Origin of the sequence: Nonomuraea sp. NPDC049655 (assembly GCF_044465465.1) — a bacterium.
GTDB lineage: Bacteria > Actinomycetota > Actinomycetes > Streptosporangiales > Streptosporangiaceae > Nonomuraea.
Genome location: NZ_JBITLS010000002.1, coordinates 504,983 through 528,077, shown reverse-complemented (window position 1 = coordinate 528,077; position 23,095 = coordinate 504,983). Strand labels below are relative to the sequence as shown.

Here is a 23,095-nt window from a genome sequence, read left to right as displayed (position 1 = left end):
CCGGGCGGGCCTATTCGAAGAGGGACGGGTCTCCGGTGCCGCGCCGAAGGATCTCGGGCTCATCCTGTGAGAGGTCCACGACGGTCGTCGGCGTGGCGCCGCATTCCCCCGAATCGATGACGGCGTCCACCATGTGGTCGAGGCTCTCCTTGATCTCCCAGCCCTGCGTCGAGGGCTCGGTCTCGCCGGGCAGGATCAGCGTGCTCGACACCAGCGGTTCGCCGAGCTCGGCCAGCAGCGCCTGGGTGACGACGTGATCGGGGATCCGGACGCCGACGGTCTTCTTCCGGGGATGCAGCAACCGTCGCGGCACCTCCTTGGTCGCCGGCAGGATGAACGTGTACCCGCCCGGAGTCGCCGCCTTGACCAGGCGGAACACCGCGTTGCTCACATGAACGAACTGACCGAACTGCGCGAAGTCCTTGCAGACCAGGGTGAAGTGATGATCGCTGCCGAGGTGCCGGATCTCTCTGATCCGGTCGAGGCCGTCCTTGTTGCCCAGCCGGCACCCCAGCGCGTAGCACGAGTCCGTCGGGTACGCGATCAGCCCGTCGGCATGCAGGGACTCGACCACCTGGCCGATCAGGCGAGGCTGGGGATTGTCAGGGTGCAGGTCGAAGTACTTGGCCACGCATCGGATCATAGGAGCACGTACCTCCACGCATGACACGCGGCCCGTACGGACGAGTGCCGGGCGCGGATCGGCTACGGGCGGGACGGGCGGCGGAGGCGTAAGCCGGTGAGGGCGGCGGCGAGGACCAGCGAGCCGGCCAGCACCAGCGCCCGCCCGTCGGGGCCCGCCTCGCCCCCGCCGCCCGTGTTCGCGCCGCCCGTCGGCGTGGCGGTGGGCGTGTCCTCGGCGGTCTCGTCCGGGGGCGCGGCCTCCGTGTCCGGGGTGTCTGAGGTGTCCGGGGTGCTCGGGGCGTCCGGGCTCTGGGCGGTGCCGGCGGCGGTGACGGTCAGGGGGTACGACGCCGGCGCGTCCTTGTCCTGGAGTTCGCATTCGATCAGGCGCCGCTGCGGGGTCGGCCCGAAGTTCACCGACGCGGGCCGGACCGTGCCCGTTCCCGGATCCCGGGGCGTGGTCCGCAGCTCGACCGTCTCCCGGGGGAGGGGGATGACCGCCCCCGGGACGATCAGGCCGGGGCTGCCGACGCCCGTCGCCGAGGTCAGCCGGTCGATCCCGCTGACGGCGGCGTAGGCGTAGAGGTTGACCTCGCCGTCCAGGCCGGCGGCGGGGGCGCGGAGCTCGGCGCCCTCGACGTACGAGCCGCGCCAGCCGATGGTCATCTGCCGGCCCACGGAGGCGGTGGCGGGCACGGTGAGCTTGATGTCCATCTTGACGATCTGCGTCTCGTTCGTACCGGTGGTCTTGCACGTGTACGCCGCCACCGTGCCGCTCTCGGGCGCGGGCATGGCGAACAGCAGGACGGCCAAGGGCAGGATCAGAGGCAGGCGCACGACGTTTTCCCTTTGCGACGGATGTGACACAGAAGGGACGGCGGATGGCTGCGACAGGTTGACCGGACCGTCCACATCCGGACAAGACGTGTTGTGCGGAGCCGGTTCTGTCGGACCCGGGTGGTATCCATGGCTCCCATCAAGATGATCACGCTGGACGGCGGAGGCCCCGGGCTCTCGTGGAGAACGCGCAACTGAAGGTAATCGGTCTGCAACAATTCGTGCATGGCGATGTTGCGGTCAGTCAATGGCCTGCCCCACCACGGGTGCGGCGAGCTCGGGCGGGTGGCTCACGGCGCGCTGACCGGCCCCTCGGAGTCGGCCGGATGGCCGAGGCTGTTCCTCGGCTACAACACCCTCCCCGACCCGCCGTTCCCGCTGGTCGGCTACCTGCAGTACGAGCTGGCTCCGCCGGCGGGCGAGCTCGACCTGCCCGCGTTGCTGCGCACGATGGCCGAGTCGATGCGGGCCCAGCCCGTGCCGCCCGAGACGGCCTTCGACGAGTCGCGGCGGCGGGTGGCGACGGCGATGCGGGTCGACGCGATGGTGGTCGTCGCCCCCGCGCCTGCCCTCACGCCCGCGGAGGGCCAGGCCGCGTGGAGACCTCCGGCGCACCGGGAGGGGCCGCGCAGGCCCGCCGCGGCGCACCGGGACGGCGCGTGGGAGCCGGCCGCGGCCCTGGCGGTCGACCGGGCGGGCGCGCGGGTGCTGCTGGTGGCCGGGCGGAGCGCCGAGGGCGGCCGCCTCGGGCCGAGGCAGTCGGCGCAGCAGGCCGACCCTGCGCTGGCCGGCCTGCTGGGCGAGGTTCTCGACGCCCAGTTCGCCTGGACCAAGGCGGCCTTCGCGCTCTGACGCGGCGCGGCGAAGGCGGCAATGAGCCGGACGCATCCCCGGCCCCCGACTACTCTCCTTTGGAAGGGCATGTCTGGTGGTGGAGGGATTCGTGACGGTCAACGGGGCTGCGAGCCGCGAGGCGTCTCCTGCGGCGATGGCGACCGGTGAGGCGGTCGGCCGGGTCCTGGGCACCCAGGCCGCCTCGCCGCTGTCGTTCTGGGTCGGCCTGGAGCCCGGCAAGGTGCTCCAGCTCGACGACGTCGTGGTCACCAGGCGCGACGTGCCCGGCCACGGCCCGGTGCTGGTCGCCGGCGTGGTGACCACGGTCGAGGCCAGGCACGAGGGCGCCGCCTACGACTCCGACGTGTTCCTCATCGCCGAGGGCGCGCTGCCCGCCGCCGTGGTCGAGGTGGCCGAGGTGCGGGTGACCAGGGTCGAGCCCGAGGTGTTCGTGCCGCCGCTGCCGGGCGCCAAGGTCTTCCTGGCCGGGGCCGGCGACCGCGACCAGGCGCTCTACTTCGACGTGATGGACCGCCGGGTGCCCATGGGCATGGGCCGCGACGGCCTGCCGCTCTACGTCAACTTCGACTTCCTCGACGGCACCCGCGGCGCGCACGTGTCGATCTCCGGCGTCTCCGGCGTGGCCACCAAGACGTCCTTCGCCACGTTCCTGCTCTACTCGATCTTCAACTCGGGCGTGCTCGACGCCGAGTCGGCCAACACCAAGGCGCTGATCTTCTCCGTCAAGGGCGAGGACCTGCTCTTCCTCGACCACGACAACGTGCGCCTCGACGAGCAGGCGCGGGCCGCGTACGCCCGGCTCGGGCTGCCCGCCCAGCCGTTCGGCAGCGTGCACGTGTTCGCGCCGCCGCGGCCCGGCGACCCCAACGGCGTGCCGCACGTGTCCGCCCGCACCCAGGGCGTCAGCTCGTTCTACTGGACGCTGGTCGAGCTGTGCGAGGAGGAGCTGCTGCGGTTCGTCTTCGCCGACGCCGACGACGAGCGCGCCGGCTACTCCCTGCTGGTGGGCCAGGTGGCGGCCCGGCTGAAGTCCTGGGCCGAGCCGGTCGGCGACGGCGGCGCGGTCATGATCAGGGGCACCGCCTGCCGCACCTTCGGCGACCTGGTCGAGCTGCTGTCCGACCAGTTGCAGGACGAGGCCACCCGCATCGAGTGGACCGGCGCGCAAACCCCGCTCGGCACGGTCAACGCCTTCCTGCGCAGGCTGCGCAGCGCGGTCAAGCCGCTGTCCCCGATCGTCCGCGGCGACCTGCCGTTCTTCCGGGCCCACTCGGTGCGCACGTCCGACGCCCAGGTCACCATCGTCGACCTGCACAACCTGCCCGAACGCGCCCAGCGGTTCGTGGTGGGCGTGGTGCTGCGCGGCGAGTTCCACCGCAAGGAGACCTCGGGCACGGCCAAGCCGCTGCTGTTCGTGGTGCTCGACGAGCTGAACAAGTACGCGCCGCGCGAGGGCGACTCGCCGATCAAGGAGATCCTGCTCGACGTGGCCGAGCGCGGCCGGTCGCTCGGCGTGATCCTCATCGGCGCCCAGCAGACCGCCTCCGAGGTCGAGCGCCGCATCGTCTCCAACAGCGCCGTGCGCGTCGCCGGTCGCCTCGACCCGGCCGAGGCCGCCCGCTCCGAGTACGGCTGGCTGCCCCCGGCCGTCAGGGAACGCGCCACGATCGCCAAACCGGGCACCATGTTCGTCGCCCAGCCGGAGATCCCGGTGCCGCTGGCCGTCGCCTTCCCGTTCCCCGCCTGGGCGACCCGGCCGGCCGAGGCGGCGTCGAAGGCCAGCCCGTCGGCCGATCCGTTCCAGGGGTTGCCGGGCGTCGAAGACGACATTCCGCCGTTCTGAAGGGAGCTCGGTGAAATTCCTGCACACCGCGGACTGGCACGTGGGCAAGGTGCTCAAGGGCCGCTCCCGCATGGACGAGCACCGGGCCGTGCTGCGCGAGCTGGTCGCGGCGGCCCGCACCCACGACGTCGACGCGGTCGTGGTGGCCGGCGACCTGTTCGACACCTCGGCGCCGACGCCGGAGGCCCAGTCGCTGGTGCTCAACGCGCTCATGGCGCTGCGCGGCGACGGCCGTGACGTGGTGGTGCTGGCCGGCAACCACGACAACCCGCAGCTCTTCGAGGTCTACCGGCCGGTGCTCGGCAAGCTCGGCATGCACGTGGTGGGCGTCTTCCGCCGCCCCGACGCGGGCGGCACGCTGGCCTTCACCGCGCGCTCGGGGGAGCCGGTGCGGCTGGGCGTGCTGCCGTTCCTGTCCCACCGCTATGTCGTACGCGCCGCGGAGGTGCTCACCGGCACCACCGCCGACCACAACCGCGACTACGCCACCCGCATCTCCGAGCTGGTCGGCGCGCTGACCGCGGGCTTCCAGAGCGACACCGTCAACCTGATCACCACGCACGGCACCCTGCCGGGCGGCGCGTTCGGCGGCGGCGAGCGCGAGGCCCAGTCGATCTTCTCCTACTACTTCGAGTCCAACGCCTTCCCGGTCTCCACCCAGTACGCCGCGCTCGGCCACCTGCACCGCAGGCAGCAGATCCCCGGCCCGTGCCCGATCTGGTACAGCGGCTCGCCGCTGGCCGTCGACTTCGGCGAGGAGGGCAACACGCCGGGCGCGCTGCTGGTGGAGGTCACGCCGGGGCGGCCCGCGGTGGTCCGGGAGCTGACGTTCGCCTCGGCGCGCCGGCTGCGCACGGTGCGCGGCACGCTGGAGCAGCTGGAGGGCCTGGAGGCGGGCGACGACTGGCTCAAGGTGATCGTGGAGGAGAAGCCCCGCGTCGGCCTGTCCGACCAGGTGCGCGACCTGCTGCCCGGCTCGGTCGACGTCGTCCTCGACGAGCGGTTCCGGCCGGTGCCCGCGGTGCGCCGGGCGGGGTCGGCCGCGCGCAGCCCGCGCGAGCTGTTCCGCGAGTACCTGACCGCGACCGGCCGCCACGACGACCAGGTCGCCGCCCTGTTCGACCGGCTCTACGACGAGGTGACCGGCTGATGCGTCCCCTGCTGCTGCACCTCGACCACTTCGGCAGTTTCCGCGAGCCGGCCACCGTCGACTTCTCCGACACCGAGTACTTCGCCCTGGTCGGCCCGACCGGCGCCGGCAAGAGCACGATCATCGACGCCATCTGCTTCGCCCTGTACGGCACCGTCCCGCGCTGGGGCAAGGAGAACGTCATCGCCCACGCCCTTGCGCCGTCGGCGAGCTCGGGCAAGGTGGCGCTGGTGTTCGAGAGCGACCGGCGGCGCTACGGCGTGGTGCGCTCGCTGGTCCGCGACGCCAAGGGGACCGTCCGCACCAAAGAGGCCAGGATCGACGAGCTCGACCCGGCGGCGCCGCTCGACGCGGCGTACGAGATGGTGCTGAAGCCGCTGGCCGAGGGCGAGAACGTCACGCCCGAGGTGCAGCGGGTGACCGGCCTGGAGTACAAGTTCTTCACCCAGTGCGTGGTGCTGCCGCAGGGCCGGTTCGCCGAGTTCCTGCACGCCGCGCCGCGCGAGCGCCAGGACCTGCTGGTGCAGCTCCTCGACGCCGACGTCTACGAGCTGATCAGGCAGCGGGCCGCCCGCGACGAGGAGGCCGCGCGCAACGCCGCCGCCTTCGCCCGCGACCAGCTCGCCAAGCTGGCCGGCGCGTCCGACGAGGCCGAACGCGAGCTGGCCGACCGGCTGGCCGCGCTGCGGCGGCTGGCCGGCACCATCGACACCGACCTCGACCTGCTGCGCTCCCGCGAGGCCGACATCGGGCGGGCCGAGCAGGAACGCGCGTCCGTGGCCGAGCGGCAGTCGGCGCTGGCCGCGCTGCGCATGCCGCCCGCGGTGCCGACGCTGGCCTCGGCCCGCCGCGAGGCCGCCGACGCGGTCGCCGCGCTGGAGACCGAGGCGGCCTCCGTGGAGGCCGACGAGCACGAGGCGTTCGAGGCGCTGGCCGCGCTGGGCGACCGCGCCGAGCCGGTGGCCGCGCTGGCCGCCCTCGACGCCCGCGAGCGCCTCACCGCCCAGGCCGCCGACGCCCGCAGGGCGGCGGCCGAGGCCGCCACGGCGCTGGAACGCCTCACCCCCGCGGTCGCTGACGCCGAACGCGCCCTGACCGCCGCCGAGCACGAGCGCGAACGGCTGCGCGACGCCCACACCGCGGCCGGTCTGAGCCACCGGCTGGCCGTGGGGGAGCCGTGCCCGCTCTGCCTGCGCCCGCTCACCGAGCTGCCCCACCACGACCGGCCCGCCGATCTCGGCGCCGCCGACCGCGCCCTGGCGGCCGCCCGCGACCACGCGACCCGTGGCCGGGCGGCCCTGGCCAAGGCCGAGACGTCGGCGTCCATGCTGGCCACGCAGTCCGGCAGGCTCGACGCCGAGCTGGCCGCGCTGCCCGCCCCCGGCGACCGCAACGAGATCGAAGGCCGCCTGGCCGCCATCGCCAAGGCCGAGGCCCTTGCCACCGAGGCCCGTACGGCCATGCGCAACACGCGCAAGAAGCTCGAACGCGCGCGTACCGCCGCCGAACAGGTCGAACGGCAGGCCGAGAGCGCCTGGCAGACCCTCGCGGCCACCCGCGACCGGCTGCTCGTGCTCGCGCCCTCCGGCGAGGCCCCGCCGCCGCTCACCCGCGACGACCTCCACCGCGCCTGGACCGAGCTGCTCGGCTGGCGCGACCGGGCCGCCGAGGCCGCCCGCGCCGCCCTGACCGAGCGGGAGCAGGAGCTCGCCCAGGCCACCGCCCGGCTCGCCGCCGAACGCCACCGGCTGACCGAACGCCTGGCCGAGCACGGCGTCACCGTCCCGCGCAACGCCACCCCCGACCAGCTCGGCGCGGCCGTCGCCGGAGCGGTCGCGCGGGCCGACGGCGCCCTCGAACGGGTCCGCGAGGAACGCAGGCGCGCCGCCGAGCTGGAGACCGCCGTCGCGGAGAAGGATCACGAGGCCAAGGTCGCCCACGAGCTGGCGCTGCGCCTGCGGGCCAACGCCTTCGAGCGGTGGTTGTGCGCCGAGGCGCTGGCCGTGCTGGTCGCCGCGGCGTCCGAGACGCTGATGGAGCTGTCCGACGGCCAGTACGAGCTGGCGCTCGGCGAACGCACCGGCGACATCGAGGTCATCGACCACGGCGAGGCCGGCCTGCGGCGCAGCGCCCGTACGCTGTCCGGCGGCGAGACCTTCCAGGCCGCGCTGTCCCTGGCCCTGGCGCTGTCGGGCGCCGTCGCCAGAGGGCTCGACTCGATCTTCCTGGACGAGGGCTTCGGCACCCTCGACCCGGCCACCCTCGACACCGTCGCCACCACCCTCGAACGCCTGGCCGCCGGTCAGGAGCGCATGATCGGCGTCGTCACCCACGTCCCGGCGCTGGCCGACCGGGTGCCGGCGCGCTTCGAGGTGCTGCGCGACGCGAAGGGCTCGCACGTGCGCAAGGTGGGGCCGTGAACCCGGGCTTCACCGTCGACCCCTGGGACCCGGGTTACGCCGCCGCGATCGCCGTCGAGGCCCTGTCCGAGCTGGGCGCCACCAGCGCCGAGCTGGTCCTCGACATCGAGCGGCCGGCCGCCGACTGGAAGCCGGTCACGCCGGGCCCCGGCGCCGCCGCCCCCGAGACGTTGCTGGTCGCCGACGGGGTGCGCCGGATCGACGCCCGCGTGTGGGTGCACGATCCCGACCTGCCGATGCCCGTCCCCGGGATCGCCGCCTCCTACGCCGCCGGGATCGTCCGCTGCGGGCGCGAGGGCGCCGAGCTGGCCGCGATCGAGGTCAACAGGACGCTGATCTCGGCCTCGCCGTACGCGCCCGAGGTCAAGACCGCGCACGCCTCCTACCTGCCGAACAAGGCCGCCGACTCCAGCTTCGAGGAGCTGTCGCTCGCCCTGCAACGCCAGGTCACCCAGCTGGAGGTGGACCTCGCGGTCCGCCACCGGTCGCTGGGCGACGACCTGCTGCTGGTGGACGGCCCGCTGCGGGGGCGCACCCACCTGCCCCGGACGGTCGGCTACATCAAGACGCACCACGCGGCGTACCTGCCGCAGCCGCAGTCGGCCGTGGTGGCCGCGCTCACACCGGGGCAGCGCACGCCGGTGTTCCTCATGGGCACGAGCTGGCGCCGGCACGCCTGGTACCTGCGGCTGCCGGTCCAGTCGACGGCGCCGTGGGCGGGGATCGCCCGCTGCGAGGCCAGCGCCGAGCTCGACCCCGCGCAGGTCGTCGAGCTGGCCGACGCCGTCACGCTGGCCCTGCCGGCGCTGGCCGGCGTCGACTACAAGGACCCGCGCGCCCCGCAGAACCTGGTCCCGATCGGCGGCCTGGAGAAGCTGCTCCGCCACCACCTGGGCGACCCGCGCCTGCTCTACCGCTCACTGCGCACGGCCGCCCACCAGTAGCCGGGTCAGCCGGCCGGGAGGGTGGCGGTGACGACCAGGCCGCCGCCCTCGCGCGGGCGGGCCGTCACGTCGCCTCCGTGCGCGACGGCCACCGAGCGCACGATCGACAGCCCGAGCCCCGCGCTCATCCCGGTGACCACCCGTTCGGCGCCGTGCCGGTGGAACGGCTTGAACAGCAGCGGCACGTCGTACGGCGGCACGCTCGGCCCGCTGTTGGTCACCTCCACCTCGGCCAGGCCGCCGGGCGCCGTCCGGCTCACCACCCGGACCCATCCGCCGCCGTCGCCGAGGTTGTGCCGGATGCCGTTCTCGACCAGGTTGTGCACCAGTCGTTCGAGCAGCAGCGCGTCGCCCGCGGTCGGCGCGGGCCCGGCTTCCTCCTTCACGACGACGTTCGCCTCCGCGGCGGCGCGGGCGGTCTGGGCGACCACGTGCGAGACGATGTCGGCGAGGTCCACCGGGGAGCGGTCGGCGATCTCCTGGTCGGAGCGGGCCAGCAGCAGCAGGCCGGAGATGAGCCGCTCGTGGCGGGCGTTGATCTGCAGCAGGCTCTCGCCCAGCTCCTTGACGTCGTCGGAGGCGGTACGCCGGTGCATCGCCAGCTCCACCAGGGCCCGGTTGAGCGTCAGGGGCGTGCGCAGCTCGTGGGAGGCGTTCGCGACGAACCTGCGCTGGCCGTCGAAGGAGTGGTCGAGCCGCTCCACCATCGTGTCGAACGTGTCGGCCAGCGTCTTGACCTCGTCCGGGGGGCCGCCGAGCGCGATGCGCTCGTGCAGGCCGCGTTCGGCCATGGGGGCGGCGGCGATCCTGCGCGCGGCCTCGGTCACCAGGTGCAGCGGGGCCAGCACGCGTCCGGCCACCACCCAGCCGAGCCCGATGGCGGTCCCGCACACCACGACGAGCGCGATCGCGCCCTGGGTGAGCAGCGAGGTCACGGCGGCCTCCCGCACCCCTTCCTCCTGCTGCCGCATCCAGTTGACGGCGGCGGGGCCGACCAGCTCGACGCCGTCCTGCTTGAGGAAGATCACGTTCTTGCGGATGCCGTCACTGGTCACGAACCGGTTCTCGAAGGACTGCGCGAGCTGCTGGTTGAACAGCAGGTACGTGACGCCCAGCAGGGCCAGCCCCGCCACCAGGAACAGGGCGCCGTACACGAGGGTGAGGCGCAGCCTGAGGGTGGGGTGGGGCAGTCTCATGCGATCCGGTACCCCACTCCCGGCACCGTCTCCACCACCGGCGGGTCGGCCAGCTTGCGGCGCAGCTTGAGTATCGTCAGCCGCACCGCGCCGGTGAACGGGTCGGCGTGCTCGTCCCACGCCTTCTCCAGCAGGTGCTCGGCCGAGACGACCGTGCCCTGCGCCCGCATCAGCTCGGCCAGGACGGCGAACTCCTTCTTCGACAGCGGCACGAACCGCCCGTTCCTGAACACCTCCCTGCGCCCCGGGTCGAGCGTGATCCCGGCCCGGCGCAGCACCGGGGGAGTGGCCGGCCGTGAGCGCCGTCCCAGTGCCAGGACGCGCGCCGCCAGCTCGGGGAAGGCGAACGGCTTGGACAGGTAGTCGTCGGCGCCGATGGACAGTCCGCTGACCCGGTCGTCGAGCTGGGCGGCGGCCGTGAGCATCAGCACCCGCGCGTCGGACTCGGAGGCGACGAGCTCCCTGCACACGTCGTCGCCGTGCACGCGCGGCAGGTCGCGGTCCAGGACGACCACGTCGTAGTCGTTGACCGCGATCCGCTCCAGCGCCGCCGCGCCGTCGTGCGCGAGGTCGACCGCGTGGGTCTCGTCGCGCAGCCATTCGGCGATCGCGCCGGCGAGCACGCGCTCGTCCTCCACCACCAGCACCCGCATTCCGTACCTCCGGCTCGATTCTTGCGCGGGTGGTATTTGATCCGGATAAGCCGGAGATGGAAACGCTGGAGAAACACGTCCGCGTATTGCATCTCCCCTCGTAAGGCCACCGGCCTTCGATGGAGGAGGACATTCATGCGAGGACGATCCCTCATGGCGCTGGCCGCGGCCGCGCTGTTCCTGACGGCGTGCGGCGCCCAGGAAGGCGGATCGGACGTGGCGTCGGTGACCGGCACCGGCGCCAAGCCGACGGCCGGTGCCCCGGCCACCGCCGACCGCAACGCGCAGGCCGTGAAGTACACCACCTGCCTGCGCGAACAGGGCCTGGACATCGCCGACCCCGGCCCGGACGGCCGGATCCAGATGAAGTTCGACAAGGGCTCCGGCGGCCCGGAGAAGGTCCAGAAGGCGATGGACGCCTGCAAGGCGCTCCAGCCCGCGGGCATGAACCTGGGCAAGGGCGGCGACCCCAAACAGGCCGAGAACATGCGCAAGCAGGCGCAGTGCATGCGGGACAACGGCGTGGAGGCCTTCCCCGACCCCGAGGGCGGCATGATGCGCATCACGCCCGAGGTCGGCGAGGACCCCGACTTCAAGGCCGCGCAGGAGAAGTGCCGGATGAACATCGGCGGGGGACAGGGGGGCTCTTGATGGGCACGGCCACCATCGACGGAAAGGCCGAGCCGGACGCCCCTTCCCCCCGCGCCCGCCGCCGCCGCGGCGGGCGGGCGGTCCTCGCTCTCGTCGGGGTGGCCGCCGTCGCGGGGGCGGCGGTCCTGGCGGTCAATCCAGGCGGGGTGCTGGACGGCGGCGCCGCCCCGTCCGCGTCGGCCGGCGCGCTGCCGCCGGCCACCACCCCGGTCACCCGCCAGACGCTGAACGACACCAGGGACGCCGACGGCGAGCTCGGCTACGGCCCGGTCACCACGGCCATGGCCAGGAGGGCCGGCACCGTCACCTGGCTCCCGGACAGCGGCGACCTGATCACCCGCGGCCGGTCCCTGTACCGCCTGGACAACAAGCCGGTCATGCTCCTGTACGGCACCACCCCCGCCTACCGCGACCTGCGGATCGGCAGCGAGGGCAAGGACGTCGAGAACCTGGAGCGCAACCTGCGCAAGCTCGGCTACGACGGCTTCACCGTGGACGACGAGTACACCTACGACACCGCCCAGGCGGTGCGGGAGTGGCAGGAGGACCGCGGCCTCGACGAGACCGGCGTGGTGGAGCTGGGACGGGTCGTCTTCGCCCCCGGCAAGGTCCGGGTGGAGAGCCTGGAGGCCGAGCAGGGCCAGCCCACCGGCCCCGGCCAGAAGATCCTCACCTACACGGGCACGAAGAAGGTCGTCACCGCCGAACTGGCCGCCGAGGACCAGCGGATGGCCAGGAAGGGCACCAAAGTCTCGGTCACCATGCCGGACGGCAAGGACGTGACCGGCCGGATCACCGAGGTGGCCACGATCATCGACCCCGGTGACGGGCAGAACGCCGACCCGGAGACCCGCCTGGAGGTGCAGGTCTCGCTGGGGAACGCCAAGGCCGCCAAGGGGCTGGACCGGGCGGCGGTGAAGGTGACGTTCACCGCCGACCGGCGGAAGGGCGTGCTGACCGTGCCGGTGTCGGCGCTGGTCGCGTTGCGGGAGGGCGGGTTCGGGGTGGAGGCGGTGGAGGGCGGCAGGTCGCGGTACGTCGCCGTGCGGACCGGGTTGTTCGCCGGCGGCCGCGTCGAGATCTCCGGCGACGGGCTCACCGACGGCATGACAGTGGGAATCCCGAAATGACCGCCACCCCGACTCCCTCCGAACCCACCGCCCCGTCCCCTGCGGGTGCGGGGCGGGGCATGATCGTGCTCACCGACGTGTCCAGGACCTATCCGGGCGGGGTGGCCGCGCTGGACTCGGTGTCGCTGGAGGTCCGGCACGGCGAGCTGGTCGCCATCGTCGGCCCGTCAGGCTCGGGCAAGTCCACGATGCTCAACGTCGTCGGCACCCTCGACCGTCCGTCGGCGGGCCGCGTCGAGATCGACGGCCACGACGTCTCCAAGCTGTCGGACAACCAGCTCTCGGCGCTGCGCGCGACCACGATCGGCTTCGTCTTCCAGCACTTCCACCTGGCCGCCAAGGTCACCGCCCTGGACAACGTGGCCGACGGCCTGATCTACACCGGCCTGCCGCCGGCCGAACGCCGCCGCCGGGCCGGGACGGCGCTGCGCCGCGTCGGCCTCGGGCACCGCGTCGACCACGAGCCGCACGAGCTGTCGGGCGGCGAGCGGCAGCGCGTGGCCATCGCGAGGGCGGTGGCCGGCGACCCGCCGCTGCTGCTGGCCGACGAGCCCACCGGCGCGCTGGACTCGGTGTCGGGGGCCGGCGTGATGGACCTGCTGCACGAGCTGAACGGGAGCGGCACCACCATCGTGATCATCACCCATGACCGGGAGATCGCCGCCGGCCTCCCCCGCCAGGTGAGCATGCGAGACGGCCGGATCGTCTCCGACTCGGCCTCTGAACCTGGTGCGGAGCGGCGCGGGCGCGGCGAAGAGGGCGGTGGCCGGTGCGTGCGCGAGCCCGTCGAATCCGAGGTGGCGTGATGGCGACCCTGGAGCGTCCCCGGCTCTCCCCGGCCAGGATGCGCCCGCGCGACGTGATGCGGGTGGGCGCGGTCGGCCTGCGTACGCGCCCGCTGCGGGCGTTCCTGTCGGCGCTCGGCATCGCGATCGGCATCGCCGCGATGATCGGCGTGGTGGGCATCTCGTCCTCCTCCAGTGCCGAGCTGGACCGTACGCTGTCCGCGCTGGGCACGAACCTGCTCACCGTCTCCTCCGGCACCACGCTCCTGGGCGAGGCGGCCCAGATGCCGACGGACGCCGAGGCGATGATCGAGCGCATCGGCCCGGTGGAGTCGGTCTCGTCCACTGGCAAGGTGCCCGAGGCCAAGGTCTACCGGAGCGAGGAGATCCCGACGCCCCAGACCAACGGCCTGGTCACGATCGCCGCCCGTCTCGACCTGCTGCCGACCGTGGGCGCGACGGTCCGCCGCGGCGCCTGGCTCAACGCGGCCACCGAACGCTACCCGGCCGTGGTGCTCGGCTCGGCCGCCGCCCAGCGGCTCGGCATCGGCACGGTCACCCCCGACACGCAGGTGGTGATCGGCGGCATCCGGTTCACGGTGGTCGGGCTGCTCGACCCGGTGCCCCTGGCCGAAGAACTGGACAGCGCGGCCCTGGTCGGCTGGCCGGTCGCGGAGTCCAGGCTGGACTTCGACGGGCATCCGACCACGCTCTACACCCGCTCGCAGGAGGCGAGGCTGGAGGACGTGCGGTCGGTCCTGGCCGGCACGGCCAACCCCGAGGCGCCCAACGAGGTGGACGTCTCCCGCCCGTCCGACGCGCTGGCCGCCAAGCAGGCGACCAGCCAGGCCTTCGCCGGGCTGCTGCTCGGCGTCGGGGCGGTGGCGCTGCTCGTCGGCGGCGTCGGCGTGGCCAACACGATGGTCATCTCGGTGCTGGAGCGCCGCGCGGAGATCGGCCTGCGCCGTTCGCTCGGCGCGACGCGCGGCCAGATCCGCACCCAGTTCCTCGCCGAGTCGCTGCTGCTGTCCGCGCTGGGCGGCGCGGGCGGGATCCTGCTGGGGGCCGGCGTCACCGTCGCCTACGCCTTCTCCCGCGGGTGGCCGGCCGTGGTGCCCGCGTGGGCGACCGTCGGGGGCCTGGCGGCCACGCTGCTCATCGGCGCGGTGGCCGGGCTCTACCCGGCCGTGCGCGCCTCCCGGCTGTCGCCGACGGAGGCGCTGTCGGCGCCCTGAGACAAGCGCCCCGGGTCAGGACAGAGCGGCCTCGGGGGCGGGGGAGTAGCAGGTCGTCCTGCCGACGATCCTGACGTTCGGCCCGTCGAGCACGGTGAGCTCGAACGTCAGGTTCGTCCGGGGGTTACGCACGACGGAGACGACAGGGGTCTCGTCACGCAGGTCGAGATCCTCGACGATCTGGTCGTAGCCCATGTCCTGGAGGGTGTGCAGCAGGCCGTCGGGGGCGTCGGCGGCCTCGCCCTCGGCCCGGACGAGCCGGCGCACCTGGCCGGGCACGCACGAGCGGTCTTCGGTCTCGTCGGAGCGGCCGGCCGGCGACATATGCAGCGCGGCGCTGGTGAGCAGGGTGTCGGTGTCGGCGGTGAGCTGCCTGGCCGCCTCCTCGAAGGAGGGCTGGCGGCCGGAGGTACAGGCTGCCGCGACCGCGACGCATACAAGCACCGCGGACATCACGACCGAGCGACCAGCCAGGCGCACGTTGGGACGATATCGGAGATCAATTCCGGGCGCAGGGGATTAACGCCATATTAATGGCCGATATCAAAAGGCAATCCGGCCGCGCATTCTCAGGAGGGGCCGGTTCTCAGCTCGTCCAGCTTGCGTTCGATGCGGTCGAGGCGCCGGCACAGGTCCTCCAGGTCACCGCGTTCGGCTCCCTCCTCCTCGGGGCGCAGGTGAACCAGGAGCGAGCCGCCGGGCTCCAGGCGTACCAGGTCGGTGTCGGTGACGCTCTCGGCCCCCCGGAGCTGGAGCATCACGTTGAGGTCGGCCTGCCGGACGCCCATCCGGCGCAGCGCCGAGGGGATGAAGTGCCCGTCGCGGGCCAGGACGACCGGCGTGCCCTCGAACACCCTGCCGACCGAGGGCACGGTCGCCGCCAGCCGCACCACGACCGAGTTGACCGCCACCAGGATCACCACGCCCACCAGGCCGCCGATCAGCGAGTTGTCCGGACCGATGATCGCGTTCTGCACGACGTTGCTCATCAGCAGCATGACCACGAAGTCGAAGTTGTTGAGCTGCGCGATGCCGCGTTTGCCGGCGATGCGGAGCAGTACGGCGATCGTCACGTAGACGGCGATCGTCCTGACGGTCTTGTCGGCGACGGAGACCCCCAGGTCGAACAGGTCGCTCACCGGCGCCTCAGCTTGGCGATCAGCCCCAGGTCCTCCACGCAGCGTCCGAGCCCCAGGGCCACCGAGTCGCTGGGCCGCTCCGCGCGCCGCACCGGCATGGACAGCCCCTCCTGCAGCCGCCGGCGCAGGCCGGGCAGCAGCGCGCCGCCGCCGACCAGCACCATTCCGCGCTCGCCCAGGTCGGCGGTCAGCTCGGGAGGGCAGCGTTCCATGGTGTACTCCGCGGCCCGCACGATGTGCTCGACCGGCTGGACGGCCGCCTCGCGGACGCGCGCCGCGGGCAGCGCCACCGCGCGCTCCTCGCCGGTGCCGGCGTCCCTGCCGCGGATCAGCACGTTCCCGGTCGGCTCCCGCGTCGCGCGCAGCTTGGCCGACTCGGCCTCCCGCTCGTCGGCCAGCAGGCCGTGCTCGTCCTCGACCAGGCGGGCGACCGCGCGGGTCACGGCGTTCCCGCCGCCGCGCACGGTTCCGGCGGCGACCACGGCCCCGCAGGAGAGCACGGCGACCCTGGTGGCGTCCCGGCCGATGTCGACGACCATGTGCCCGGCGCCGTCGCGGACCGGCAGGCCCGCGCCGAGCGCGGCCGCGATCGCGTGTTTGACCAGCAGGATCCCGCGGGCCTCCGCCTCGAAGCCGGCGTCGCGCAGCGCCACCCGCTCGATCGGCGTGAACTCGTCGGGCACGGCCATCACCAGGCGCGGCCGGGGGAACGGGTGCCGGTGCACCTTGCGCAGGAAGTGCCTGATCATGCGCCGGGCGAGCTCGCCGTCCTGGGGCAGGCCGTCGCTGATCGGCCAGTACGTCTCGCCGTCCGCGCCGTCCGCGCCGTCCGCGCCGTCCGCGCCGTCCAGGGCCTCTGCGCCGAAGCCGACGACCCTGCCCGTCTGCCTGTCGCGCAGGACGACCGACGGCTCGTCCAGCACGATGCCCCTGCCCTTGGCGTAGATCCTCGTGCCGGCCGCGCCGAGGTCGATCGCCAGGTCACGACCCAGGAGGCTCATCGCCGCACTGGGAGGTTGAGCATCATGCCTGGGTGTATATCCGGCGCTTCTCCAACGCAACACCAGGAACCGCAGAGTTCCGTTTTACCCTTCGTGCCGCAGGGCGGCCAGGGTCTCGTCGGCCCACGCGATGCCGGAGCGCGCCTGGTGCAGGCCGAGGGACAGCGCGTACTGGCCGAACAGGCCCCCGGGCCGGCAGTCGAGCGTCGCGAGGCGGGCCTGGAAGTGGGCCTTGATGCGCTCGACCACGGCGACGGCCTGCCCGGTGTCGAGCAGGGCCAGCAGGAACGCCTGGAGGGCGGTCTCGCTGCGCACGGTCGCCGACGGGTCGTGGCCGACCAGCCACTCGGTGACCAGCGCGCGGCCCTCGGCGGTGATGGCGTAGATCTTGCGGCCCCGGGCGCCCTCGTGCTCGACCGTCACCAGGCCGTCGGCGGCCATCTTGACCAGTTCCGGATAGATCTGCGTGTGCCCCGCCTGCCAGACGTGGTTGAGCGAGTGCTCGAACTTCTTGGCCAGGTCGTAGCCGCTGGCCGGGCCTTTGGTGGCGAGCAGGCCGAGGAGCGCGATCCGCAGGGACATGCCCGCCAGCATAGCGAAGGCTTGACATGTCAGCTCTTACATATCAATCTTCACCTGTGACTAATGACATGAAGACCAAGGGCAACGGGCTGGTGTTGCTGGCGGTGCTCGGCGGGATGTTCCTGGCGATGCTCGACCAGACGATCGTCGGCACCGCGCTGCCCCGCATCACCGGCGAGCTGGGCGGCACCCGGCTCTACACCTGGGTGGTCACGGCGTATCTGCTCACCTCCACCGTGACCGTGCCGCTGTACGGCAGGCTGTCCGACCAGCACGGCAGGAAGCCGCTGCTGCTCGTCGGGATGTCGGTGTTCGTCGTCGGATCGGCGTTGTGCGGGCTCGCCCAGGACATGACCCAGCTCATCGCCTTCCGCGCCGTGCAGGGGCTGGGCGCGGGCGCGTTGCTGCCGCTGTCGCTGGCCCTGGTGATGGAGATGTTCCCGCCCGGACGCAACGGCGCCCGCGTGCAGGGCGCACTCGGCGGCGTGATGGCGTTGACGTACCTGGCCGGGCCCTTCCTGGGCGGGTTGTTCACCGACCACGCGAGCTGGCGGTGGGCCTTCTACGTGAACGTGCCGCTCGGGATCGTGCTGATCGCGATCGTGGTGCTGCGGCTGCCGTTCCGTCCGGGCACCGGCGGCGGGGGCCGGCCGGACTACGCGGGCATCGCGGTGTTCAGCGTGGCCATCAGCGCCCTGCTGCTCGGCCTGACCGAGAAGGGCCTGGACGGCAACTCCTGGACCTCCCCGCCCGTGGCCGGGCCGATCCTGCTGGCGCTGGTCCTGCTGGCCGCGTTCGTGCTGGTCGAGCTGCGGGCGGCGAACCCGGTCATGCCGATGCACCTGTTCCGGGACCGTACGTACACGCTGGTCAACGCGACCTCGTTCTTCACCGCCTTCTGCATGTACGCCGGCGTGGTGTTCCTGCCGCGCTACTTCCAGCAGGCGCTGGGCGTCAGCGCCACCGAGTCCGGGCTGAGGATCTACCCGATGACGCTGGCGATGGTGGCGGGCAGCGCGCTCATGGGCACGCTGATGTCCAGGACGCGCACGTACAAGCCGTGGCTGGTCGGGGCGCCGTTCCTGCTGGTGGCCGGCAGCCTGCTCTGCCTGAACCTCACCGTGCGCACCGACGGCCTGCTGCTGGCCGGGTGGATGGCGCTGCTCGGGCTCGGCATGGGGCCGATGTTGTCGGGGCTGACCGTGACCGTGCAGCAGGCCGTCGCGCCGCGGTACATCGGCACGGCCTCGGCCAACCTCACCTTCTTCCGGCAGATCGGCGGCTCGGTGGCGCTGGCGCTGGCCGGCACCGCGTACACGTCGGTCATCACCACGGACGCGCCGGTCCACGGGCTCGCGGCCGCGCACGCCTCGGCGGCGGCCGTGGTCATCCCGTCGCTGGGCGTGGCGGGCGCGGTGATCGCCCTGGTCGCGCTGGTCATGATGCCCGGCAGGCGGCTGGAGCAGGCGCCCGCGGCGGAAAGCAGAGTGGAGGCCGGTTTCGCGTCGTAAGCGACGTCGTGCGAAGCTGTGGATGTCCCCAGAACCAGGAGGTCCTCATGGCGGAAACACCGGAGCCGGAAGTCAGCGAGACTCCCGAGGACGAGATGAAGCGCAAGTTCCGCGAGGCGTTGGAACGCAAGCGCGGGCAGCAGGCCGACTCGGCCGCGGGTGGCAGGGGCGTGGACCCGTCGAAGATCCACGGGGCGCACGGTCCGGCAGCGAGTAAAAGATCCTTCAGGCGCAAGAGCGGCGGCTGAAAGGTCCGATTTAGCAGGGGGTACGGCATGCCGTGCCCCCTTTCTCTTTACCTCGATAGGTAGATCTTTACCCGGTTCATGACGATTCGTTTGTATTTGTCCGAATCTCTGGGTACCGTCTTAACCAATTACCAGCTGGTGGCGTAGTCCCTACCAGGAGAGGGACGACAGCTGGCGCCGAATCCCGACTTGTCGGGAACCGGGGACCCATCTCATTGGGGTGAATCCGGCCATGTGCCGGTAGGGCATCTCCACGCCCGAACCCGTCAGCTAACCCGGTAGGCGAGATGGAGAGGACTTCACGCATGTACCACCTCGTCGTACCCCCGGACAGTGTAGTGACGACCGCCTGCTGAGCGGTCTCTTCCCTGACTTCCCCCACGCGCCGCGTAACCACCCTTTCGGCGCTCTGCCCGGTTACGCACCGTAGTCACGCGCGTTCCCCCTGTCCCCTCGCGAAGGACTTCACTGCTTCATGTCTCGATTTGGCCTGCGCTCTCTCGCCCTGCTGTCCGTGTCCGCCATGGGCGCGCTGACGATCTCCGCCACCGGCGCCCACGCCGACACCGGCGACGACCAGAAGATCCTGCTCAAGGGTTCCACGAAGGCCTCCTACTTCTGGGACGACTCCTCCGGCCGGGCCGGCGACACCGGCCTCCCCGCCAGCGGCAAGCCCATGCAGAAGGGCCTGGCCGCCAGCCCGAGCTGGCCCCTCATGACCGAGGGCTACGTGACCTACAACGGCAAGAAGATGCCGTTCTTCGTGGGCGACCGCGGCCCCGGCGAGCCCTCCAGCCGTGGCGTCATGCTCGACCTCGACGCCAAGACCTTCGCCGAGCTGACCGGCGGCACCTTCAACCCCGACACGCTCGGCGTGGACGGCAACGGCGGCCAGGGCCACATCAAGATCGACTACGTCATCACCAAGTGGGGCGACGGCAAGGGCAAGAAGAACTACCCCGTGGCCTTCTCCACCGGCGCGTGGGGCAGGTTCGACGACAACCCGGCCGAGCCTCCCAAGGTGCTGGCCGACAAGCCCGCCGAGGACGCGGCCGGTTCCGCCGGCGGCCAGGTCGGGAAGACCGTCGCGATGGGCGGCACCGTCATGGCCGGCGTGCTCGTGCTGGCCGGCGGCGGCGTGGTGCTCGGCGGCGAGCGCCTGCGCAAGCTCCTCAACGACTGATCTCCGGACAGACCGCTCTTTACGCCTCGCGACTAGAATGACATTCTGGTCGCTGTGATCCAGCGCGCAGCCGCCAACGGCATCGAGATCGCCTACGAGAGCTTCGGCTCACCCGCGGGCAGGCCCCTGCTGCTCATCATGGGACTCGGCGCCCAGCTCATCCACTGGGACGACGAGTTCTGCGAACTCCTGGCCGAGCAGGGTCACCACGTCGTCAGGTTCGACAACCGCGACGCGGGCCTGTCCACCCATCTCCACGACGAGGGCGTGCCCGCATGGGGCGCGCCCTCGCCGTACGTGCTGGACGACCTGGCCGACGACAGCGCCGGGCTCATGGACGTCCTGGGCCTGCCCGCCGCGCACGTCGTCGGCGCCTCGATGGGCGGGATGATCGCCCAGGCGCTGGCCATCCGGCACCCCGCTCGCGTGCTGAGCCTGACCTCGATCATGTCCACGCCCGGCCCGCAGGCGGCCCCGCCGACCGAGGCGGCCACCGCGGTGCTCTTCGCCAAGCCCGCGACCGACCGCGAGGGGGTCGTCGCCGGCGCGCTGACGACCTGGGCCGTGCTCGGGTCCCCCGGCTGGGAGCTGGACCGCGAACGCGTCACCAGGCTGGCCGGGCTCGCCTTCGACCGCTGCCACGACCCGGCCGGCACGGCCCGCCAGCTCGCCGCCATCATGGCCTCCGGCGACCGCACGTCCGCGCTGGGCGGGCTGAAGGTGCCCGCGCTGGTCATCCACGGCGAGGACGACCAGCTCGTGCCGCTCGCCGGCGGGCGGGCCACGGCCGCCGCCATCCCGGGCGCCCGCCTGGTCACCTACCCCGGCATGGGCCACGACCTGCCTCGCGCCCTCTGGCCCGCGATCGTCGCCGAGATCACCGCCCACACCGGCTCCGCGACGCCCGCCCGGCCCGAGCCCGCCGCGTGACCCGCCGCGTGACCCGCCGCGGAGCCTCGCTGCGCGGGCCGGTCAGAGCTCCAGCTTCTCCTCGATGACCTTGAGCATGTGCCGGGCCAGGGCCAGGTTGGCCCGGTTGCGGTCGAGGGCGAGGTAGAGGAACAGGCCCTTGCCGCTGCGGCCGGTCAGCGGGCGGATGATGTGGTACTGGGCGGTCAGCGTGATCAGGATGTCCTCGATGCCGTCCTTGAGGCCCAGCGAGTCCATCGTGCGCAGTTTGGCCTTGATGACCTCGGTGTTGCCCGCCGCCGCGACCTGCAGGTCCAGCTCCTTCGAGCCGCCGAGCGTGCCGAGCGCCATGCCGCTGCCGTGGTCGACGATCGCCGCCCCGATCGTGCCGTCGATGCTCATCATCTCTTTGAGGGAGACGTCCATGCCTGCCATGCTTTCCTCCGCTTCGGTGGGGATGGTCAGTGCTTGCGTGCCACGGCGGCCACGGAGGCCGCCGTCTTCCTGCCCTCCAGCCGGAGGAGCCCGACGTTGGCGCCGGGTCCCGCCAGAACCGTGAGGACGATCGTGGGGCCCGCGGCGTAGAAGGCCACGAACCCGGCGGTGCCGGACACGAGGGTCTCCTCGAACGCCCCGCGGCCCGCCATGGTCAGCATCCGGCCGCTCATCGCGAGCAGCGCCGCCGACAGCGCCGCCACCTGCTCGCCGGTGTCTCCTTGCAGGTCGCAGGCGATCCGCAGGCCGTCGACGGTGCACGCGACGCTGCCGGTGACGTCCGGCGTGCGGCCGCGCAGGAGCTCCATCTCCGCCAGGACCTCTTGCCGTAGCTCCACGGGTGGCCTCCTCCCGCGTCGTGAGGGGAACCTCACGGCATCTCCTCCAGCGCCTTCTTCAGCCGCAGCAGCAGCGTCAGATCGGTCGGATCGCCCGTCGGCACCGGCCCGGCGGCCCCCGCCCGCCCGTTCCCGGCGGGAGCTGCCACCGCGCCCGGCACCCGCTTGGGCAGCGCCTCCCCGTCGTCCGGACGGGGTTGCGCGGGCCGTGCCGGGTCCGGCGGGACGAGGAGGCCGGCGGCGGCCAGCCTCCTGACGGCCACCAGCACCGAGTAGCCCGACCGGCCCAGGTGCCGGGCCAGCTCCAGCGGGGTCGCCTTGTGGTCGGCCCGTACGACGACCTCCCACTGCACCTGGCTGAGCGCCACCCCGTGTCCGGGCAGGCGCGGGACCGGCCGCACGGGCTGGGTGTCCACCTCCGGCGAGGGCCAGATGCCGGCCAGCTGCTCCCGGCGGCGGGCGGACTCCCGCACCAGCTCCTGGACGTCGAAGAACCACTGCCCGCCCAGCCAGTGCTCCTCGCCGGGCCGGAACTTCGGCCGCACGCCGGTCACCGGCAGCAGGAAGAAGGCGGCGTCCTGGACCACGCCGAGCACGGCGTACTGGAGCTCGGCCAACGTGACGGGGCCGTCCTGGAGCAGGCGGGCGCGGCCGCCGTCGGCCTGCAGGGCGCGCAGGGCCGACTCCGGCACCCGCCCCCTGGCCGCGAACAGCCGCTCGACGCCCGGCGTCTGGGCGCACTCCATGTACGTCACGCGCCCGTCCGACAGGTAGATCGTGCCGTTCCGGCCCACGCGGAGCGCCCCCGTCGCGCGTTCGCGGGCGAGTCCGGCGAGGAGTGAGTCGAGCGCGGCCATGGCTCAGGTGGTCAGCAGGTCGGAGATGGCCCGCAGGCGGTAACGGGCCAGGGCCAGGTTCGACCGTTCCGGGTCGAGGCGGACGTAGATGACCAGCGGCCCCTCGAAGACCGTCTCCAGCAGCCGGAGCAGGTGGTGCCCCCGGTCGGTGGTGACGAGCATGTCGTCGATGCGCACGATCTCGCCGGGACACGTCCGGGTCAGCCCGTCGGTCGTGGCGCGCAGCGCCTCGGTCAGCGCCGCGGCGGACCTGTCGGCGTCCACGCCGGACACGCTGCTGAAGGCGACCGCCATGCCGCTCGTGCCGTCGACCAGCATGGCGTCGAGCGCGCCCGGTATCGACATGACCTCCGCCAGGCAGGTGTCCACTCCCAGCACCGCGAGCCTCCCTCCGTCGTGGGACGGGGAAAGCGTAGGGGGCCACAAGAGACCAGAAGGCAGGCGATTTACCGAGGGATACGTTTTTATACGGCCAGGACGAAGAAAAGCATCACTCGTGCGGAAATATG

The 23,095-nt window shown here is 72.6% G+C and carries 25 protein-coding genes and 1 riboswitch; of the genes, 13 read left to right on the top strand and 12 right to left on the bottom strand.

The window, feature by feature from the left end:
- Window positions 1–10 precede the first annotated feature (10 nt).
- Together ACIBQ6_RS07790 and ACIBQ6_RS07785 are read right to left on the bottom strand one after the other, a co-directional pair.
- Window positions 11–631, bottom strand: a complete 621-nt coding sequence (locus ACIBQ6_RS07790) for an L-threonylcarbamoyladenylate synthase (protein ID WP_357998623.1) — start codon at window positions 629–631, stop codon at window positions 11–13.
- 74 nt (window positions 632–705) lie between these two features.
- Window positions 706–1,461, bottom strand: a complete 756-nt coding sequence (locus tag ACIBQ6_RS07785) for a hypothetical protein (protein ID WP_397210677.1) — start codon at window positions 1,459–1,461, stop codon at window positions 706–708.
- A gap of 225 nt (window positions 1,462–1,686) precedes the next feature.
- Here ACIBQ6_RS07785 and ACIBQ6_RS07780 point away from each other — a divergent pair, with 225 nt between their 5' ends.
- The 5 genes from ACIBQ6_RS07780 to ACIBQ6_RS07760 all read left to right on the top strand — a co-directional run bounded on the left by ACIBQ6_RS07780 (window position 1,687) and on the right by ACIBQ6_RS07760 (window position 8,673).
- Window positions 1,687–2,313, top strand: a complete 627-nt coding sequence (locus ACIBQ6_RS07780) for a hypothetical protein (protein ID WP_397210676.1) — start codon at window positions 1,687–1,689, stop codon at window positions 2,311–2,313.
- A gap of 136 nt (window positions 2,314–2,449) precedes the next feature.
- Window positions 2,450–4,159, top strand: coding sequence for an ATP-binding protein (locus tag ACIBQ6_RS07775; protein ID WP_364330056.1), 1,710 nt, complete (start codon window positions 2,450–2,452; stop codon window positions 4,157–4,159).
- 10 nt (window positions 4,160–4,169) lie between these two features.
- Window positions 4,170–5,309, top strand: coding sequence for an exonuclease SbcCD subunit D (locus tag ACIBQ6_RS07770; RefSeq protein ID WP_352352034.1), 1,140 nt, complete (start codon window positions 4,170–4,172; stop codon window positions 5,307–5,309).
- Window positions 5,309–7,729 carry an AAA family ATPase gene (locus tag ACIBQ6_RS07765; protein ID WP_397210675.1) on the top strand — a complete coding sequence of 807 codons (2,421 nt, stop codon included), beginning with the start codon at window positions 5,309–5,311 and terminating at the stop codon, window positions 7,727–7,729. The genes ACIBQ6_RS07770 and ACIBQ6_RS07765 overlap by 1 nt, the downstream gene beginning before the upstream one ends.
- Window positions 7,726–8,673, top strand: coding sequence for a hypothetical protein (locus ACIBQ6_RS07760; RefSeq protein ID WP_358288212.1), 948 nt, complete (start codon window positions 7,726–7,728; stop codon window positions 8,671–8,673). Before ACIBQ6_RS07765 ends, ACIBQ6_RS07760 begins: the two co-directional genes overlap by 4 nt.
- A 5-nt stretch (window positions 8,674–8,678) precedes the next feature.
- Here the strand turns inward: ACIBQ6_RS07760 and ACIBQ6_RS07755 are convergent, their stop codons facing one another.
- The gene (locus ACIBQ6_RS07755; protein ID WP_358288209.1) at window positions 8,679–9,869 is read right to left on the bottom strand and encodes a HAMP domain-containing sensor histidine kinase; all 1,191 of its coding nucleotides are present in this window, start codon (window positions 9,867–9,869) and stop codon (window positions 8,679–8,681) included.
- A complete protein-coding gene (locus ACIBQ6_RS07750) occupies window positions 9,866–10,522 on the bottom strand; it encodes a response regulator transcription factor (protein WP_352352030.1) in 657 nt (218 codons plus the stop codon). The genes ACIBQ6_RS07755 and ACIBQ6_RS07750 overlap by 4 nt, the downstream gene beginning before the upstream one ends.
- 135 nt (window positions 10,523–10,657) lie before the next feature.
- On the opposite strand from ACIBQ6_RS07750, the gene ACIBQ6_RS07745 reads away from it, so the two are divergent.
- The 4 genes from ACIBQ6_RS07745 to ACIBQ6_RS07730 are packed head-to-tail and all read left to right on the top strand — an operon-like array spanning window position 10,658 to window position 14,323.
- Window positions 10,658–11,173 (top strand): hypothetical protein, encoded by a 516-nt coding sequence (locus ACIBQ6_RS07745; protein ID WP_358288207.1) that lies wholly within the window; start codon window positions 10,658–10,660, stop codon window positions 11,171–11,173.
- Window positions 11,173–12,303, top strand: coding sequence for an efflux RND transporter periplasmic adaptor subunit (locus ACIBQ6_RS07740; RefSeq protein ID WP_397210674.1), 1,131 nt, complete (start codon window positions 11,173–11,175; stop codon window positions 12,301–12,303). Before ACIBQ6_RS07745 ends, ACIBQ6_RS07740 begins: the two co-directional genes overlap by 1 nt.
- Before the next feature lie 59 nt (window positions 12,304–12,362).
- Complete coding sequence (locus tag ACIBQ6_RS07735) at window positions 12,363–13,109, top strand: ABC transporter ATP-binding protein (protein WP_358288202.1); 747 nt, start codon at window positions 12,363–12,365, stop codon at window positions 13,107–13,109.
- Window positions 13,109–14,323: an ABC transporter permease gene (locus ACIBQ6_RS07730; protein ID WP_358288200.1), complete on the top strand. Its 1,215-nt coding sequence runs from the start codon at window positions 13,109–13,111 to the stop codon at window positions 14,321–14,323. Before ACIBQ6_RS07735 ends, ACIBQ6_RS07730 begins: the two co-directional genes overlap by 1 nt.
- A 15-nt stretch (window positions 14,324–14,338) precedes the next feature.
- On the opposite strand, the gene ACIBQ6_RS07725 is transcribed toward ACIBQ6_RS07730, so the two are convergent.
- The 4 genes from ACIBQ6_RS07725 to ACIBQ6_RS07710 form a co-directional block, all read right to left on the bottom strand.
- Window positions 14,339–14,803: a hypothetical protein gene (locus tag ACIBQ6_RS07725; RefSeq protein WP_397210673.1), complete on the bottom strand. Its 465-nt coding sequence runs from the start codon at window positions 14,801–14,803 to the stop codon at window positions 14,339–14,341.
- Window positions 14,804–14,892: 89 nt separating this feature from the next.
- Complete coding sequence (locus ACIBQ6_RS07720; protein ID WP_358288195.1) at window positions 14,893–15,462, bottom strand: YetF domain-containing protein; 570 nt, start codon at window positions 15,460–15,462, stop codon at window positions 14,893–14,895.
- On the bottom strand, window positions 15,459–16,463 hold the full coding sequence (locus ACIBQ6_RS07715) for a rod shape-determining protein (RefSeq protein WP_397210672.1): 1,005 nt from the start codon (window positions 16,461–16,463) through the stop codon (window positions 15,459–15,461). The genes ACIBQ6_RS07720 and ACIBQ6_RS07715 overlap by 4 nt, the downstream gene beginning before the upstream one ends.
- Window positions 16,464–16,547: 84 nt before the next feature.
- Window positions 16,548–17,045, bottom strand: coding sequence for a PadR family transcriptional regulator (locus ACIBQ6_RS07710; RefSeq protein WP_397210671.1), 498 nt, complete (start codon window positions 17,043–17,045; stop codon window positions 16,548–16,550).
- Between the two features lie 56 nt (window positions 17,046–17,101).
- Between ACIBQ6_RS07710 and ACIBQ6_RS07705 the strand changes: the two genes are divergently transcribed.
- The 4 genes from ACIBQ6_RS07705 (at window position 17,102) to ACIBQ6_RS07690 (ending at window position 20,917) form a co-directional block, all read left to right on the top strand.
- Window positions 17,102–18,556 (top strand): MDR family MFS transporter, encoded by a 1,455-nt coding sequence (locus ACIBQ6_RS07705; RefSeq protein WP_397210670.1) that lies wholly within the window; start codon window positions 17,102–17,104, stop codon window positions 18,554–18,556.
- 47 nt (window positions 18,557–18,603) lie between these two features.
- Window positions 18,604–18,804 (top strand): DUF5302 domain-containing protein, encoded by a 201-nt coding sequence (locus tag ACIBQ6_RS07700; RefSeq protein WP_352323331.1) that lies wholly within the window; start codon window positions 18,604–18,606, stop codon window positions 18,802–18,804.
- A 165-nt stretch (window positions 18,805–18,969) separates the two neighbouring features.
- Window positions 18,970–19,104: riboswitch (cyclic di-AMP (ydaO/yuaA leader) on the top strand.
- A gap of 175 nt (window positions 19,105–19,279) precedes the next feature.
- Window positions 19,280–19,987, top strand: coding sequence for a hypothetical protein (locus ACIBQ6_RS07695; protein ID WP_387670800.1), 708 nt, complete (start codon window positions 19,280–19,282; stop codon window positions 19,985–19,987).
- A gap of 54 nt (window positions 19,988–20,041) precedes the next feature.
- Window positions 20,042–20,917 (top strand): alpha/beta fold hydrolase, encoded by an 876-nt coding sequence (locus ACIBQ6_RS07690; RefSeq protein WP_397210669.1) that lies wholly within the window; start codon window positions 20,042–20,044, stop codon window positions 20,915–20,917.
- A gap of 42 nt (window positions 20,918–20,959) precedes the next feature.
- Here ACIBQ6_RS07690 and ACIBQ6_RS07685 read toward each other — a convergent pair whose 3' ends face one another.
- Genes ACIBQ6_RS07685 through ACIBQ6_RS07670 form a run of 4 tightly spaced genes read right to left on the bottom strand, consistent with a single transcriptional unit; the run spans window position 20,960 to window position 22,964 of the window.
- Complete coding sequence (locus ACIBQ6_RS07685; RefSeq protein WP_352352019.1) at window positions 20,960–21,331, bottom strand: hypothetical protein; 372 nt, start codon at window positions 21,329–21,331, stop codon at window positions 20,960–20,962.
- A gap of 26 nt (window positions 21,332–21,357) precedes the next feature.
- Window positions 21,358–21,729 (bottom strand): roadblock/LC7 domain-containing protein, encoded by a 372-nt coding sequence (locus tag ACIBQ6_RS07680; RefSeq protein WP_358288181.1) that lies wholly within the window; start codon window positions 21,727–21,729, stop codon window positions 21,358–21,360.
- Window positions 21,730–21,761: 32 nt separating this feature from the next.
- On the bottom strand, window positions 21,762–22,586 hold the full coding sequence (locus tag ACIBQ6_RS07675; RefSeq protein WP_397210668.1) for a DUF4388 domain-containing protein: 825 nt from the start codon (window positions 22,584–22,586) through the stop codon (window positions 21,762–21,764).
- A 3-nt stretch (window positions 22,587–22,589) separates the two neighbouring features.
- Window positions 22,590–22,964, bottom strand: a complete 375-nt coding sequence (locus ACIBQ6_RS07670) for a roadblock/LC7 domain-containing protein (protein ID WP_397210667.1) — start codon at window positions 22,962–22,964, stop codon at window positions 22,590–22,592.
- Window positions 22,965–23,095 lie beyond the last annotated feature (131 nt).

What these genes read in the sequence shown, in the direction of transcription:
- ACIBQ6_RS07685 (WP_352352019.1), bottom strand. Translation starts at nt 21,331, where the DNA reads ATGGCAGGCATGGACGTCTCCCTCAAAGAGATGATGAGCATCGACGGC.
- ACIBQ6_RS07740 (WP_397210674.1), top strand. Translation starts at nt 11,173, where the DNA reads ATGGGCACGGCCACCATCGACGGAAAGGCCGAGCCGGACGCCCCTTCC.
- ACIBQ6_RS07710 (WP_397210671.1), bottom strand. Translation starts at nt 17,045, where the DNA reads ATGTCCCTGCGGATCGCGCTCCTCGGCCTGCTCGCCACCAAAGGCCCG.
- ACIBQ6_RS07765 (WP_397210675.1), top strand. Translation starts at nt 5,309, where the DNA reads ATGCGTCCCCTGCTGCTGCACCTCGACCACTTCGGCAGTTTCCGCGAG.
- ACIBQ6_RS07715 (WP_397210672.1), bottom strand. Translation starts at nt 16,463, where the DNA reads ATGAGCCTCCTGGGTCGTGACCTGGCGATCGACCTCGGCGCGGCCGGC.
- ACIBQ6_RS07695 (WP_387670800.1), top strand. Translation starts at nt 19,280, where the DNA reads ATGTCTCGATTTGGCCTGCGCTCTCTCGCCCTGCTGTCCGTGTCCGCC.
- ACIBQ6_RS07750 (WP_352352030.1), bottom strand. Translation starts at nt 10,522, where the DNA reads ATGCGGGTGCTGGTGGTGGAGGACGAGCGCGTGCTCGCCGGCGCGATC.
- ACIBQ6_RS07675 (WP_397210668.1), bottom strand. Translation starts at nt 22,586, where the DNA reads ATGGCCGCGCTCGACTCACTCCTCGCCGGACTCGCCCGCGAACGCGCG.
- ACIBQ6_RS07745 (WP_358288207.1), top strand. Translation starts at nt 10,658, where the DNA reads ATGCGAGGACGATCCCTCATGGCGCTGGCCGCGGCCGCGCTGTTCCTG.
- ACIBQ6_RS07755 (WP_358288209.1), bottom strand. Translation starts at nt 9,869, where the DNA reads ATGAGACTGCCCCACCCCACCCTCAGGCTGCGCCTCACCCTCGTGTAC.
- ACIBQ6_RS07700 (WP_352323331.1), top strand. Translation starts at nt 18,604, where the DNA reads ATGGCGGAAACACCGGAGCCGGAAGTCAGCGAGACTCCCGAGGACGAG.
- ACIBQ6_RS07775 (WP_364330056.1), top strand. Translation starts at nt 2,450, where the DNA reads ATGGCGACCGGTGAGGCGGTCGGCCGGGTCCTGGGCACCCAGGCCGCC.
- ACIBQ6_RS07735 (WP_358288202.1), top strand. Translation starts at nt 12,363, where the DNA reads ATGATCGTGCTCACCGACGTGTCCAGGACCTATCCGGGCGGGGTGGCC.
- ACIBQ6_RS07780 (WP_397210676.1), top strand. Translation starts at nt 1,687, where the DNA reads ATGGCGATGTTGCGGTCAGTCAATGGCCTGCCCCACCACGGGTGCGGC.
- ACIBQ6_RS07730 (WP_358288200.1), top strand. Translation starts at nt 13,109, where the DNA reads ATGGCGACCCTGGAGCGTCCCCGGCTCTCCCCGGCCAGGATGCGCCCG.